This is a genomic window from Paracoccus sp. PAMC 22219, assembly GCF_000787695.1.
In the GTDB taxonomy this organism is placed as follows: Bacteria; Pseudomonadota; Alphaproteobacteria; order Rhodobacterales; family Rhodobacteraceae; genus Paracoccus.
The window spans coordinates 22,170-36,209 of record NZ_BBPH01000002.1 but is presented as its reverse complement, the minus strand read 5'-3'; the positions used below and the strand labels follow the sequence as shown (position 1 = coordinate 36,209).

The 14,040-nt window shown below is 63.4% G+C and carries 11 protein-coding genes and 1 pseudogene; 7 read left to right on the top strand and 5 right to left on the bottom strand.

Translation table 11 applies throughout. From position 1 onward, the window contains the following. Positions 1-113: 113 nt before the first annotated feature. On the top strand, positions 114-1,052 hold the full coding sequence (gene choX / locus TY51_RS00900) for a choline ABC transporter substrate-binding protein (protein ID WP_042244664.1): 939 nt from the start codon (positions 114-116) through the stop codon (positions 1,050-1,052). Here the strand turns inward: choX and TY51_RS00895 are convergent. The 3 genes from TY51_RS00895 to TY51_RS00885 form a co-directional block, all read right to left on the bottom strand. Next, on the bottom strand, positions 1,020-1,973 hold the full coding sequence (locus TY51_RS00895) for a GlxA family transcriptional regulator (RefSeq protein ID WP_231558837.1): 954 nt from the start codon (positions 1,971-1,973) through the stop codon (positions 1,020-1,022). The two genes, choX and TY51_RS00895, sit on opposite strands and share 33 nt — an antisense overlap. A gap of 75 nt (positions 1,974-2,048) precedes the next feature. Beyond that, on the bottom strand, positions 2,049-3,467 hold the full coding sequence (locus tag TY51_RS00890) for a carnitine 3-dehydrogenase (protein ID WP_042244661.1): 1,419 nt from the start codon (positions 3,465-3,467) through the stop codon (positions 2,049-2,051). Further along, a complete protein-coding gene (locus TY51_RS00885) occupies positions 3,464-4,387 on the bottom strand; it encodes a 3-keto-5-aminohexanoate cleavage protein (protein WP_042244659.1) in 924 nt (307 codons plus the stop codon). The genes TY51_RS00890 and TY51_RS00885 overlap by 4 nt, the downstream gene beginning before the upstream one ends. A gap of 99 nt (positions 4,388-4,486) precedes the next feature. Here TY51_RS00885 and TY51_RS21535 point away from each other — a divergent pair, with 99 nt between their 5' ends. The 3 genes from TY51_RS21535 (at position 4,487) to TY51_RS00870 (ending at position 6,984) form a co-directional block, all read left to right on the top strand. Beyond that, positions 4,487-5,434 carry a GlxA family transcriptional regulator gene (locus TY51_RS21535; protein ID WP_042244656.1) on the top strand — a complete coding sequence of 316 codons (948 nt, stop codon included), beginning with the start codon at positions 4,487-4,489 and terminating at the stop codon, positions 5,432-5,434. Between the two features lie 111 nt (positions 5,435-5,545). Beyond that, positions 5,546-6,208, top strand: a complete 663-nt coding sequence (locus TY51_RS00875) for a GNAT family N-acetyltransferase (protein ID WP_042244655.1) — start codon at positions 5,546-5,548, stop codon at positions 6,206-6,208. Further along, positions 6,205-6,984 carry an isocitrate lyase/phosphoenolpyruvate mutase family protein gene (locus TY51_RS00870; RefSeq protein ID WP_042244652.1) on the top strand — a complete coding sequence of 260 codons (780 nt, stop codon included), beginning with the start codon at positions 6,205-6,207 and terminating at the stop codon, positions 6,982-6,984. The genes TY51_RS00875 and TY51_RS00870 overlap by 4 nt, the downstream gene beginning before the upstream one ends. Before the next feature lie 125 nt (positions 6,985-7,109). Here TY51_RS00870 and TY51_RS00865 read toward each other — a convergent pair whose 3' ends face one another. Continuing rightward, positions 7,110-8,423, bottom strand: coding sequence for an MFS transporter (locus TY51_RS00865; protein WP_042244650.1), 1,314 nt, complete (start codon positions 8,421-8,423; stop codon positions 7,110-7,112). A gap of 338 nt (positions 8,424-8,761) precedes the next feature. Between TY51_RS00865 and TY51_RS00860 the strand changes: the two genes are divergently transcribed. Both TY51_RS00860 and TY51_RS00855 read left to right on the top strand, forming a co-directional pair. Further along, the gene (locus TY51_RS00860) at positions 8,762-10,336 is read left to right on the top strand and encodes a gamma-glutamyltransferase (RefSeq protein WP_042244649.1); all 1,575 of its coding nucleotides are present in this window, start codon (positions 8,762-8,764) and stop codon (positions 10,334-10,336) included. Between the two features lie 1,113 nt (positions 10,337-11,449). Further along, positions 11,450-11,651 (top strand): annotated as a pseudogene (locus TY51_RS00855) (glutaredoxin); the annotation flags it as partial. A 337-nt stretch (positions 11,652-11,988) separates the two neighbouring features. On the opposite strand, the gene TY51_RS00850 reads toward TY51_RS00855, so the two are convergent. Continuing rightward, positions 11,989-12,453, bottom strand: coding sequence for a very short patch repair endonuclease (locus tag TY51_RS00850; protein ID WP_042244645.1), 465 nt, complete (start codon positions 12,451-12,453; stop codon positions 11,989-11,991). Positions 12,454-12,543: 90 nt separating this feature from the next. On the opposite strand from TY51_RS00850, the gene TY51_RS00845 reads away from it, so the two are divergent. Continuing rightward, positions 12,544-14,034, top strand: coding sequence for a DNA cytosine methyltransferase (locus tag TY51_RS00845; RefSeq protein WP_042244642.1), 1,491 nt, complete (start codon positions 12,544-12,546; stop codon positions 14,032-14,034). Positions 14,035-14,040: the final 6 nt, after the last annotated feature.

Genomic DNA, 14,040 nt, shown 5'->3' with positions numbered 1-14,040 from the left:
TTGGGCAAATATGGTTCGCTCAGTGATAAGTCGTTCAAGCCGAATGCGCTACTGTCTCACGATAGCCAACAGGCACTTCTCACGAAGTCAGCCACCACAGGAGGAAGCACATCATGAAAAACACGGTCATTCTTGCAACGCTCGTCTCGGTCGCGACGCTGTCGACTGCCCATGCGGCCGAGCCTGAAGCATGCTTGGCACCCAGCTTTTCCGATGTCGGCTGGACGGACATCACTGCGACGACCAGCGCTGCAGCAATCGTCTTGGAAGCGTTGGGATACACACCGGAAATTCAGATCCTGTCGGTCGCGGTGACGTTTGAATCGCTGAAACAGGGCGACACGGATATCTTCCTGGGGAACTGGATGCCCTTGCAGGAGCCGCAACAAAAACCCTTGGTCGATGCCGGCGACATAGAGGTGATCCGACCCAATCTTGAAGGCGCGCTGATCGGGTTTGCCGTTCCCAAGGCCACCTATGATGCGGGGCTGAAGACTTATGCCGACATCGCGGAGTTCCAGGACCAGCTGGGCGGTCAGATCTATGGCATCGAGGCGGGCAGCAGCGCCAATACCACGATCCTGAAGATGATCGAGGATGACAGCTTTGGCCTGGGCGAGTTTGAACTTGTCGAATCCAGCGAGCAGGGCATGTTGGCGCAGGTGCAGCGCGCCATCGGATCCGAGGATGCGATCCTGTTCTTTGGCTGGCGGCCCCACCCGATGAACGTACGTTATGACCTGGAATACCTGACCGACGGCGACGACATGTTCGGACCCAACGATGGCGAGGCGACGGTGTTGACCAACACTCGAAAGGGTCTGTCCGCCGAATGTCCCAACCTGGGCGTGCTGTTGGCCAACCTGGCCTTCACTGTCGAGGCCGAGGATATCATGATGTCCTATATCCTCGACGAGGGACTGGAGCCGCGCGACGCGGCCACGCGCTGGCTGACAGAAAACGGCGCCGTGCTGGATGGCTGGCTGGAAGGTGTCACGACCGTCGACGGTCAGCCTGGACTAGCCGCCGTGACGACTGCTCTGGATCTTTGATCCGCGCCGGGCAGCCGTCGGCGGCTGCCCGAACCGCCGCCTGAAGGCGCGCGACAGCGATGCAATTGACGAAAACCCCGTACGCACGGCGATGTCGGCCATGGGCAGGTTGGTGTCCGCGACCAGCCTGCGCGCCGATTGCAGGCGCAGCGCCAGATAATAGGCGGCAGGCGAGGTCTGGACGAGATTACGGAACAGCCCTTCCAGCGTGCGGGTCGAACATCGAGTGCGGCCGGCGATCTCACGGATCGACAGCGGGTTGTCCAGATGCTGTTCCATGATGGCGACAACGCGGGCCAGCCGCCGGTCAAGGTGGCTGTTGCGGCCAAGCGAGACAAGCGGCTGGGCGTCGGTTGACAGGTGCACCTCGTCATAGACATAGACGCTGGCCACGTTCAGCGCCGAACTGGTCCCTTGCCGCGCCCGGATCAGGGCCAGCATGAAATCCAGCGCCGGGGCGGCGCCCCCTGTGGTAAAGACCGGCCCGTCCACCACCCATCGGTCCGGGATCACGCGGATCTGCGGAAATCGGGCGGCGAAATCCTCTAGATCCTCCCAATGGGTCGTGGCATTGCGCTGATCCAGCAGTCCGGCCATTGCCAGGACCCAGCTGCCGGCCTCTATGCCGCCGACCATTCGGGCGCGCCGTGCAGCCTGACGCAGAGTCGCCAACAGGGCGGGCGTCGCATGATGCGCAACGTTGAAGGCCGCGACCACGATCAGCAGGTCGCAATCGCTCTGCGTGGCTAGCGGACCCTCGACTTGCAGGGTCAGCCCACAGCTTGTGCGGACAGGTGCGCCGTCGACTGACACGATCCGCCAGCGATAGGGCTGCTTCCCCAAGACGCGGTTGGCCGCGCGCATCGGGTCAAGCGTCGCCGCCACGCTCATCAGCGAGGCGTCTGGCAGGATCAGGATCATCGCCGTCAAGGGTTGGTCGCTTCGCTGGAACACCATCCAAGGCCTACTTCCGGACCATCCTGTCCTGTGCCGATCTCAAGGCCGCTGACCCACGGACCTGCCCGCTCCTTTGGGGGCAGGCATCGCGGCATGGCGGGCGACCCAGTCCGACAGGCGTGCCGCCACCGCCGGATCCGGGTCCGAGGTGCGCCGCGTGGACAGATCGGTGTGCAGCAGCATCGTCTCAACCGTGGCGGCCAGGACGTCGTCACGCCAAATCCGGTTGAACAGGTGCAACCGCTTGCCAGCGCCCGCCAAAACCTGCGTGGTGACCGTCAGGCGATCGCCCGCGTGCACCTCGTTCAGGTGGCAAACATGGCTTTCGACCGTGAAATAGCTGCGGCCGGACGCGATGTAATCCGCATCGGCCCCGATCATCTGCATGAAGCGGTCGGTCGCCAGAGATGACGTCTCCAGGTAATGGGTCTCGTTCATGTGGCCGTTGTAATCGGTCCAGCTGGAGGGAACCTGCCGCGTGACGGTGACGGGCAGGCCGTCCCGCTCCCCTGCATCGGGCAAGGCGGCTTCGTGCGCCGTGACGACGCCCCCCGCGCCGCTGCCGGTGCGGCGCAGGGCGCGGATCATGGCGACTACGTTGTCGTCGCGCAGGCGTTCCAGTTCACGGATCGACAGGTGGCCCGATTGCGCGTCGGACTGCGTGGCGATCAGATCGACCAGATCATCGTTGAACTCCGGCACGTCCATCAGCTTGGTCCAGGGCCAGGACAGGGCAGGGCCGAACTGGGCCATGAAATGCGCCATCCCTGCCTCTCCACCCGCGATGCGATAAGTCTCGAACAGGCCCATCTGCGCCCAGCGGATGCCAAAGCCCATACGGATCGCCTCGTCGATCTCAGCGGTGGTGGCGATGCCGTCCTTGACCAGCCACAGTGCCTCGCGCCAGACGGCCTCCAGCAGGCGGTCGGCGATATGGGCGTCGATCTCTTGGCGGACGGTCAGGGGATACATGCCGATACCGCGCAGGATGTCCGCTGCCCGAGCGCAGGTGTCTGCATCACCGACCAATTCGACCAGCGGCAGCAAATAGACCGGGTTGAACGGATGGGCGACGATGGCCCCGGTGCCCACCGCGTTCAGTTCGGACGGCTTGAAGCCCGAGGTGGAGGACCCGATGATCGCATTCGGGCCAGCCGCCTCCGCGATCATCGGCAGGATGCGGTGCTTGACCTCCAAGACCTCGGGAACGCTTTCCTGCACCCAGTCCGCGCCGGCGACCGCCGTAGCCAGATCGGCATGGAATGTCAGACGTCCTTCGGGGGGCAAGGCGCGGTCATAAAGCGCGGGAAGCGCCCGCCGGGCGTTGTCCAGCACCGCGGTGATCTTGCGTTCCGCCTGCGGGTCGGGGTCCGCAACTGCGACGTCCCAGCCGTTCAGCAGAAACCGCGCAGCCCACCCACCACCGATGACGCCGCCGCCGACAATCGCGGCCTTCATGCCGCCACCCCGGCAGGCGCGCGCTTGACCAGCCCCAGTCTTTCCCGCACAGCCTGCGGGCCGATGATCCGGGCGCCCATGTTTTCGGTGATCGTGACCGCGCGCTCAACCAGTTGGGCGTTCGTGGCAAGTTGTCCCTTGCCAAGCCACAGGTTGTCCTCCAGCCCTACGCGGATGTTGCCGCCCGCCAGCACAGCGGCTGCGACATATGGCATCTGGTCGCGCCCGAGGCTGAACGCCGACCAGCACCAGTCCGACGGCACCGCGTTTATCATCGCCAGAAAGGTGTTCAGGTCATTGGGCGCGCCCCACGGCACGCCCATGCACAGCTGCACCAGCGCCGGGCCGGTCAGCGTGCCTTCCGCGACCAGCTGCTTGGCGAACCACAGGTGACCTGTATCAAACGCTTCGATCTCGGGCTTGACGCCCAAGGCGGTCATCATCGCCCCCATCGCCCGCAGCATGCCGGGCGTGTTCGTCATGACGTAATCGGCCTCGGCAAAGTTCATCGTGCCGCAATCGAGGGTGCAGATCTCGGGCAGGCATTCGGCGATATGGGCCATCCGCTCGGTCGCGCCGATCATGTCGGTGGCCTGCGCGTTGACGGGAAACGGGGCCTCAGTCGGGCCGAAGACAATATCCCCGCCCATGCCCGCCGTCAGGTTCAGGACAACATCAACGTCCGCGTCGCGGATGCGGTCGGTGACTTCGCGATAGAGATCCAGACGACGCGAGGGTGCGCCGGTGTCCGGGTCGCGCACGTGACAATGGACGATCGCCGCACCCGCTCTGGCCGCAGCGATGGCGCTGTCCGCGATCTGGCGTGGGCTGCGTGGCACATGGGGCGAGCGATCCTGGGTCGCTCCCGATCCGGTCACCGCGCAGGTGATGAAAACGTCCTTGGTCATGGCAAGCGGCATTGCAGGCTCCTGTTCCGTCGACGCCAAGGCTATGGCTTTCATACGCACGCCGCATGTCCTAGTCTGTCACCGCATTGTCCGGGAACGTCATCATTTGCCATGCGTGTCACCTTTCTTCTGTTTGACGGTTTCTCCAACATGGTGCTTTCGTGCTTGCTGGAACCTCTGCGCGCTGTCCGCGATCGGGGACAGGCGGATCTCGGCTGGCAGATCCTGACGGCAGGCGACGCGCCGGCGCGATCCTCCAGCGGATTGCTGGTCACGCCGGATCCGCCGTATCCGGGTACCATTGACGTGCTGATCGTCGTGGCGGGCTATGGCCACCGCGCCCACGCCGAAGGTTCGACGCGGCGACAGGTTGGCGATCTCACGCGCCGCAGCCTGCAGATCATCGGTGCGGATACCGGGCCGTGGGTCCTGGCGTCGGCGGGGCTGCTTGACGGTCAAGCGGCGACCCTTCACTGGTCGTTGCTTCCCGAGTTTGCCGAGGCGTTTCCCCAAGTGCAGGTCATGTCCGTCGGCCACGTAACGACCGGTCGGGTGTGGACCTGCGGGGGCGCGTCCGATGCCTTTGCGTTGATGCTGTCGCTGATCGCACAGCGGTTCGGTAAGACCGACGCGTTCGCCGCATCGTCGATGTTCCTGCACGATCACCGGAACCCGCGGGGCGATGTGCCCGACGACCTGTTGCGCGTGGCGCGCGCCGGATCGGTGCGCCTGCGCAAGGTCATCGACCTGATGGTCGAAACCGTGGACGACCCTGCCTCGCTGTCCACTCTGGCAGAGAGGGGGGGCATGTCGGTAAGCAAGTTGGACCGCCTGTTCCGTGCCGATGCGGGCATGCCTCCAGGGGCGTTCTTCAGGATGCTCAGGCTGGCCCGCGCCCAGGATCTGGCAAGTGGCACGACGCTGAGCCTGAACGACATCGCCCTGCGCTGCGGGTATTGCGATGCCGCGGCGCTAAGCAAGGCTTTCCGCCGGGCCTATGGCCATCCGATCGGCCGGGCTCGTCATCGCCGCCCCGGCGATCCCGGTCGCGCGTCCTGAACGGTTCCGTCAGCCATGCACGTGCGTGGGCCACGGCTTGGCATCCGCGCAGGGTGGAACAATAGTCCGGCATGGGTCACGATGCGGCACTGCACGGAAAGGGTAAGGGACATGAAACTGACGGACTGGTCATCACCCCCGCGTCCCGAACACGCGCCCCTTGCCGGGCGATACGTGCGGCTGGAGCCGCTGCAGCCGCGCCATGCGGATACGCTTTACGAGGCTGCTTCGGCCGAGGGCGCGGAGGACCGATTTCGCTGGCTGTTCGAGGCCCCTCCGAAAAGCCGCGCAGAATTCACGGATTGGATCGGGACGGCCTCGGCGTCCATCGATCCAATGTTCTTCGCAGTCACCGACGCATCCACTGGCCGCACCGAAGGCCGGCAGGCGTTGATGCGGATCGACCAGACCCACGGCGTGATGGAGATCGGAAGCATCATGTGGGGCCCCGCGCTGCAGCGGTCGCGCATGGCGACCGAGGCGCTGTTCCTGTTCGCGGACCACGTCTTCACCTTGGGCTATCGTCGCTTCGAATGGAAATGCAACGATCAGAATGTGCCATCCAAGCGTGCCGCCCTGCGCTTTGGGTTTCGCCCCGAGGGCGTGTTCCGCCAGCACATGGTCGTCAAGGGCGCCAGTCGCGACACCGCATGGTTCGCGATAACCGATCGGGATTGGCAGTATCTGCGCCCCGGTTACCTGGCGTGGCTGGCCCCGGGCAATTTCGACGCCCAAGGCCATCAGTTGCGCAAGCTGGAGGAGTTCCTGCGATGACCATCGCTCCGACGATCACCGAAAGACGCGCCACGTTCCGGCGCCTGCACGACGGTGGTTTCTTCCTGTTGCCCAATGCCTGGGATCCCGGCAGCGCCGTCCGCCTGACAAGGGCCGGGTTTCGCGCCATCGCCTCGACCAGCGCCGGTGCGGCTTGGGCCGCGGGCATGGACGATGGTGCGCTTGGCCTGGAAGAGACGCTGGAACATCTGCGTGTCCTTGTATCCGCCACGCCGCTGCCGGTGAACGCCGACTTCGAGAACGGTTTCGCGGATCACCCCGAGGACGTCGCGCGTAACGTCGCCCGCGCCGTCGCGACGGGCATCGCGGGCCTGTCGATCGAGGACTGGTCCGGCACCTCGATGTACGACACCCCCGTGGCGGTCGAACGTATTCGTGCCGCGCGTGCGGCCATTGACGCCTTGGATCCCACGGTCATGCTGATTGGCCGCAACGAGAACTTTCGGGTGCCCGGCATGTCGGTCGCAGACAGCATCTCCCGGGCGGTGGCTTATGCCGATGCGGGTGCGGATTGCCTGTTCGTACCGTTCATCCGAGATGCGGGGGCGGTCTCGGAACTGGTTGCCGCCATTGCGCCGAAGCCAGTTAACGTTGTCGTGCACGATTACGATGATGGCATCCGCAACTTGGCAGCGCTTGGGGTCCGGCGATGTAGTGTCGGCGGCAGCCTCGCAAAGCGCGCATGGGCAGCCGTAGACGACGCGACCGCGATCTTGCAGCGTTGCGAGGCCGACGCCCTTCGCACGGCGCGCTGACGACGATCAATATGAATGTGCAGATTGCGGACGCCCGCACTGCTGACAGCAGGTACCCGCAGGATGGACCGCGCCTCGTTTGCACCCCGCGCCTCCGCGCGAGGTGCAGTATCATCCCGTGGGAATCAAATCTTGTCGCGACCCGTTGCCACGATGCAGACCAGCGAGATCACCGCCGCCGCGAGCAGGTAATAGCCCACCTCGGCCATGCCATAGTTCATCTGCAGCCACGTTGCCGCGTAAGGGGCCAGCGACGCGCCGAAGATGCCGGCAAAGTTGAACGTCAGCGACGATCCGGTATAGCGTACCTGTGCCGGGAACGGTGCCGCCAGCGCCGCCCCGATCACCCCATAGGTCAGGCCCATCAGCACCAGGCTGATCGTGACGAACAGATAGATGCTCGCTTCGTTCTCGGCGCTGCCCTGCATCAGCTGGCCAAACGAAAGGGCAAATGCACCGATCAGGATCGTGACGACGATCAGGAAGCCATAGCGTCCCGTGCGGTCGGCGATCTTTCCGGCGAAGGGGATCGTCAGACCAAAGACGATCGATCCGTAGATCTGGATCAGCAGCGCATCCTTGAACGGGATCTGCAAGACCTTCACGTTGTACGACAAGAGCCAGGCAGTCGCCAAGTAGAACAGGACGAAGGTTGCCAATGCTGCAAATGTCCCCAGGAACAGGCTCAGCTTGTGATTGCGGAATAGCTCGGCAATGGGGACCGCAACGCGCTTTTCCTTCTTCACGGCTTCGGCGAATTCGGGCGTTTCAGTAATCGACAGGCGGATCCACAGGCCGATCCCGACCAATAGGATCGACGACAGGAACGGCAACCGCCAGCCCCAGGCCAGCAGCTCTTCAGGCGTGATGAAGTGCAGCAGGACCCAGAAGAAGCCAGATGACAGCAGGAGGCCCGCGGGCGCACCCAGCTGCGGGAACATCCCGTACCAGCTGCGTTTGCCTTCGGGTGCGTTTTCCGTCGCCAGAAGAACCGCACCGCCCCATTCGCCGCCCAGCCCGAAACCCTGGCCAAAGCGGCACAGCGCCAGCAGCAAGGGTGCCCAGACGCCGATCTGCTCGTACGTTGGCAGCAGGCCTATGGTGACCGTTGACACGCCCATCGTCAGCAGCGCGGCTACCAACGTCGCCTTGCGGCCAATGCGGTCGCCGTAGTGGCCGAAGACGATTGCTCCCAGGGGTCGGGCGAAGAACGCGATCGAGAAGGTGGCAAAGGAGGCCAGCAATGCCGTTGTGGGATCGGACCCCGGAAAGAACAGAGACGGAAAGATCAGAACCGCAGCTACGGCATAGATATAAAAGTCGAAGAACTCGATCGTCGTGCCAATGACGCTGGCAGTCAGGACTTGGGCTGGCGTGTTGATGGGAGCCGGGCGGGTTGACGCTCCCGGCTGCGAGGCTTGTCTTGGGTCGGATTTCATGACGGGTCCATAAGGCGGAGGATTTCAGGAACATTCGCCCCGTGCGGTCTTGACCGGCGCCAATGATGCAACCCTTGCGCGGGCCCGGACGGGGGAGGTTATTGTGCTACCATTCCTTCGTGAACGGCGGGTGCTCAATCAACCGTGCGTCCGCGAGTGTCAAGTTCAGCGAGGGACGGCGCGTACGTGCCCTTACCTCTGCCGCCATAGACCTTGCCGCGCATGTCCAACACGCCGGTCCTGCCACGCTCGACCTTGCATGACGCGGTCTGACGCGGTCAGGTGGTGCAGGGGGGCGTCCCACGTCCGCCGCGTCGTTGACAACACAAGGCTATAGCATGACGAATTTTTCCAGAACGCAGCGCATCCGCAAGGAGGTCGTTTGGACCGATGGCGGCGTCATCGCCTCCCAGCACCGCAAGGCAGCTGAAGTGGGTGCCGCCGTCCTGGCCGCCGGGGGCGACGCGATGGACGCGGCGGTCGCGACTTCCTTTGCCGTGGGCGTGGTCGAGCCGTGGATGTCGGGGCCGATGGGCGGCGGCATGATGACACTGTGGCGCGCGGACGAGCAGCGGGCTGAGACAATCGAATTCGGGATGCGTGCGCCCGTCGGTCTGGAGGTCGCCGATTATCCGCTGGAGCCCGGGCGACAGGCCGCTGACCTGTTCCCTTGGACGCGCGTCAAGGACGACCGCAACATCTATGGCGCGACCTCCGTCGCTGTGCCTGGGACAGTCGCGGGGATGGCGCTGGCCCATCAGCGTTACGGCAAAAGCGACTGGGCCGATCTGCTCGCCCCCGCCGTGGCGCTGGCAGAGGAGGGGATGTTGCTCGATTGGTATTCCTCCCTGCTGATCGCATCCACCGCTCGTCAGCTGGCGCAGGACCCTGATGCGGCAGCAATGTTTCTAGCGGATGGGCAATGGCCTGACATCTCAGGCTGGACCACGGCATCCGAGGCGCGGCTGGACCAGCGTGCCCACGCTGCCACGCTGCGGCGGATGGCCGATCACGGCGCTCAGGATTTCTATCACGGCGACATTGCCCGTATGCTGGTCGAGGATGTGCGGGCCAAGGGCGGCAGCCTGTCGATGGAGGATCTGAGCACCTATCAGGCACAGGCAGCTGCGCCGCGGACGGTTCGTTATAGGGATGCGGTGATCCATGCCCCGTCGGGCCTGTCCGCCGGGGCCGAACTGGTCAAGGCGCTGCAGCAGATGCAGGCCGCGTTCGATCCAGGCGATGCGCCATCTGCGGCAAGCTATGCGGCGCTGGCGTCGGGGTTGGGCAATGCCTATCGCGATCGTCTTGCCCATGCGGGCGATACGGGCGAAAGCCCGCGCGCCCCGGCATGTACCACCAGCTTCAGTGTGGTGGACCGGCACGGCAACATGGTGAATGTGACGCAGACGCTGCTGTCGATGTTTGGCAGTCATGTCGTGTCTGGACAGACCGGGATGCTGCTGAACAACGGTATTATGTGGTTCGATCCCGAACCGGGTAAACCGAACTCGTTGGCGCCGGGAAAGCGATGCCTGATGAATGTCTGTCCGACCGTTGGGCAGGTGGGCGACCGGATGTTTGCGATCGGCGCATCGGGCGGCCGCAAGATCCTGCCCGCGGTAGCCAACCTGGTAAGCTTCATGGTGGATTTCGGCATGGACCTGGAGGAGGCGTTCCACACCCCCCGCATCGATGCCTCTGCCGCGACAGGCACGGTCCTAGACGAGGATCTGCCACCGGAAGTGGCGCAGGCACTGGCCGCCTTTGGTCCGGTGACGACCGCCAAGCGGACGGTCCATCCCTATGCCTTTGCCGTGCCCGCAGGTGTGATGCGCCAGGCGGGACGCAACTGCGGCGCAACTGAAATCATGAGCCCATGGGGCGATGCCGTCCACGAGCATGTAAGATGATTGGCACTATCCGTTCCATGCAGATTGCGAAGCTGGAAACATGTCACATCAGCCAGCACTACGCGCTAATTCATATCATCGGAAGGGATCGCCGAGGGGGCAGTAGTCAAGAAATCGACCAAGAGCCGTTTCCTCCACCGATGGACGATTATGGCGTGTCGTTCCATAACGGCGTGCATCTCGTGGCGCATTTTCGATGACTCGTACAACGAGTACATCATTCCCCTTTTGAGAATGAACCGCGCCTCAATCCGTTGGTTCGACCAACTAGAAGACGGACAAGTCCGCAGCCAACCCTGCCCTTAAAGAGAGTTTGATATCCGTACCAATCCCTCCGCCAAGAACTCTATAAATACTTGTTACTGCCAGGTTTCCTACGTAGGGAGTTTCGGATATCAACGTCCTTACCAACATCGTTTGGTGATGCTTCCGGTTCGCCCCCCGTTCCGAGGCTGGTGGGAATAAGTTGAGGGTTCCAAACGAGGGTTTCTGGATTGCGGCCTATGACCCCTAGGTAGGAAGGTCATGCCTTGGAAATCGCAAGGAGCAATCACACGATGAACATGCAGGTCTCGCCCGACAACCTCTTCCTGACTGTCGAACAGGTCGCAGCACGATATGGCGTCTCGAAAGACAGTATCTGACGATGGAAGCACGAAGGCCGGTTCCTGGCCGCTGTTGTCGTCGGGCCAAATTTAACACGTTGGCGGCTTTGAGACCTGATAGAGCATGAGAGCAAAATGAACGCCTGCTTTGTCACGGCGTTCTCTTCAGACTAAGCACAAGTGGCCTCGGCTACTTTTCGGCGGCAGCCCCTTTCGGCCGGGTGCAGCCAAAATCCATGTTGTGGCCCGTTGTCCGTGATCCCGGTGGTCCGGAAAGGGCAGGGAACGACCGCTTGTCAGGTCGGTCCCTGCGTCGAGTAAGGGAAACGCGCGGCTTGCTTACCTCGCTTTCATTGGTTCTGCCCCGGCTATGCGGCCCGAACGGCCGGTCATCATTAGGGGCCAGCCCAACAGCGCCGTCGATGTCGATCGGGATGCTCCGTCCTTCGTCGGAGAAATGCCCTATGCCTCACGCCTGTCGAAGCTCCGGGGTGTCAGGATCTTGTGGATCCCGGTCGCGCTATTCCAGCGGCACCGTCGGCGCGGTGTCGGTATGCAAGGTGGTCTATGTCGACAGGCGCGAGATCAGATGCCCCTGCGTCGGCGGCGACAGCAACGTGCCCTTGGGCTTCGTCTCACTGATTGAGAACCTGATTGTGATCGCCATGGCGATCTGGATGCTGGTCACGCTCATGGCCTTCGGAGACTGAATAGGGTGCCTTTCACAGTTCTGCCGCCGACTGCTCACGTGGGTTGGAGACAACAGCATGTAGTGCAGCCGCATGCCGGCCAACAAGCGAAGCTAACGGCTGGGGCTTTTTCAAAACCGACCAACGCAGCGGTGCGCTTCCGGGGAGTTATAGTATTGCTGTCTGTTTTGGCTACTGGCCCTGTGGTTCGAGCCGGAAGTCGGGAGTGAGCGTCCCGGCGGCACAGCAAGAGGATACGAAGCGGCAATCGGATGCCGATCAGCGCCACCATCCGCTTGATGTTTTAGGTCAGCACCTGCAGCAGCCACCTCGCTGCGCAAGTTCTCTAGCCGCCGGTTCAGGAAACGGGTGCGCCGGCACCACCGATGTCGATCCTGTCGGCCGTGCCATCTCTTATGAAATCGACAAGACTGCTTAGCGTGGATGGCGCACTGGACCTCTGCACGGCGCATTCCCAGACCACCGCAGTCCTCCAGCCCAAGGCCGCCAATGCATCGAGGGCCCGCTGGTCCCGGGCCATGTTCGCCTCGAACTTGGCAACCCAGAAGTCCACATTCGTCGACGGAGTCGTCGCTTTGCGGCAGCCGTGATGTCGGTGCCAGAAACATCCGTGGACGAAGATCGCGGTGCGCCACTTCGTTAGCACGATATCTGGTGAGCCCGGGAGCCTGCGCTGATTGAGCCGGAAGCGGAACCCCATGGCATGAAGAGACCTGCGAACGAGCAACTCGGGCCTGGTGTCACGTCCACGGATCCTTGCCATAACTTTGGAGCGGGTCTGTCTGTCCATCACGTCGGTCATATGTCCGACATGGGGCTTCCGGTCCGTCGTTTCCACCTGGCGCGGGCATGAACTTTTCCGCTATGACGGCATCGAAAAGCGGGGGATGCCATGACCATCAATTACGGGATCATTGATCTGTTCGCCGGTCCCGGTGGCCTAGGGGAAGGGTTCTCCCGGGCTGGCCGAGAGCCGGGGATGCCGATGGAGATCCGCATGTCGGTCGAGATGGACCAGCATGCGGTTGCCACGCTGCGTCTCCGATCGTTCCTGCGATGCTTCGAGGACGGGTTGCCAGATGAATATTACCGGGCACTCGAAGGCGGGGGAGGTTTTGGGCCCATGCTGCAGCGCCATCCCGATCGTTGGCAGGCCGCCTGCAGCGAGGTCAGACAGCTCGTGCTGGGCAAACCGGGCGTGTTCGAGAGCATCGCCCATACATTGGACAAAACGCGGGAGGAGTTCGGCGGGAACACGATCCTCATCGGTGGTCCGCCGTGCCAAGCCTATTCGCTGGCTGGTCGATCGCGGAACAAGGGCAAGCAGGGCTATGTCGCCGAGGACGATCAACGGCACTATCTCTATCGCGAATACGTCCGCATTCTCGAACGTCTACGACCTGCCGCCTTCGTCATGGAGAACGTCAAGGGTATGCTCTCCAGCAAGGTGGACGGCGGCGGGATATTTACGCGCGTCCTTGACGATCTAGAGGGGGCTGCGGACGGTTACCGCCTGCTGCCGCTGACGGTGCCTTCTCCGGCGGACGGCTCCCGCGCTCCGGCACGTGACTTTCTCGTGCGTGCCGAAGAGCATGGTGTTCCGCAGGCGCGCCACAGGGTCATCATCCTGGGCGTCCGCAGGGATGTCCTTACGCGGGTTTTCTCAGGAGCGACGCTTCTGGCTCATTCCGGCGCGGTGACGGTCGATGAGGCCCTTCGCGGGATGCCCGCGCTGCGCAGCGGTCTCTCAAAGGAGGACAGCTGCGCTGCTTGGCAGAGGGCCGTCCGCGATCATGCCGAACGGATCGCCGCACTCGACACCCTGTCCCCGGATCTTGCGCGACTGCTGCGCCAGGTCGCACGGTCCAACTCGCTGCCGGATCATCGCGTTGCCATTCGGCCCGGCGACGAGAGGCCGCCTGCGCCCTTGGACGGATGGCTCTGCGACCCGCACCTGAACGTTGTCCTGCATCACGACACGCGGGGGCATATACCCGCAGATCTAGGGCGCTACCTCTTCTCCTCGACATTTACGAAGGTCACCGGGCGCGCGCCCAAGCTGTCGGAGTTCCCGGACTGGCTGCAGCCCGAGCACAGGAACCGTGAGAGCGGAGATTTCGCCGACCGCTTCAGGACCCAAGCCGGGATCAGGCCATCCACCACCGTCACCAGCCACATCTCCAAGGATGGACACTACTTCATCCACCCCGACCCGACCCAGTGCCGGTCGCTGACGGTCCGCGAGGCGGCGCGGCTTCAGACCTTTCCCGACAACTACTTCTTTTGCGGGCCGCGGACGATGCAATATCATCAGGTCGGCAACGCCGTCCCCCCATACCTGGCGTGGCAGATCGCCAAGGCGGTCAGGGCATTGCTGCCCTGAACCGTG

Excerpts from the sequence above, each read along its gene's own strand:
- TY51_RS00885 (WP_042244659.1), bottom strand. The coding sequence starts at position 4,387 with ATGCCGCTTGCCATGACCAAGGACGTTTTCATCACCTGCGCGGTGACC.
- choX (WP_042244664.1), top strand. The coding sequence starts at position 114 with ATGAAAAACACGGTCATTCTTGCAACGCTCGTCTCGGTCGCGACGCTG.
- TY51_RS00860 (WP_042244649.1), top strand. The coding sequence starts at position 8,762 with ATGACGAATTTTTCCAGAACGCAGCGCATCCGCAAGGAGGTCGTTTGG.
- TY51_RS00870 (WP_042244652.1), top strand. The coding sequence starts at position 6,205 with ATGACCATCGCTCCGACGATCACCGAAAGACGCGCCACGTTCCGGCGC.
- TY51_RS00845 (WP_042244642.1), top strand. The coding sequence starts at position 12,544 with ATGACCATCAATTACGGGATCATTGATCTGTTCGCCGGTCCCGGTGGC.
- TY51_RS00895 (WP_231558837.1), bottom strand. The coding sequence starts at position 1,973 with ATGATCCTGATCCTGCCAGACGCCTCGCTGATGAGCGTGGCGGCGACG.
- TY51_RS00865 (WP_042244650.1), bottom strand. The coding sequence starts at position 8,423 with ATGAAATCCGACCCAAGACAAGCCTCGCAGCCGGGAGCGTCAACCCGC.
- TY51_RS00890 (WP_042244661.1), bottom strand. The coding sequence starts at position 3,467 with ATGAAGGCCGCGATTGTCGGCGGCGGCGTCATCGGTGGTGGGTGGGCT.
- TY51_RS00875 (WP_042244655.1), top strand. The coding sequence starts at position 5,546 with ATGAAACTGACGGACTGGTCATCACCCCCGCGTCCCGAACACGCGCCC.
- TY51_RS21535 (WP_042244656.1), top strand. The coding sequence starts at position 4,487 with ATGCGTGTCACCTTTCTTCTGTTTGACGGTTTCTCCAACATGGTGCTT.
- TY51_RS00850 (WP_042244645.1), bottom strand. The coding sequence starts at position 12,453 with ATGACCGACGTGATGGACAGACAGACCCGCTCCAAAGTTATGGCAAGG.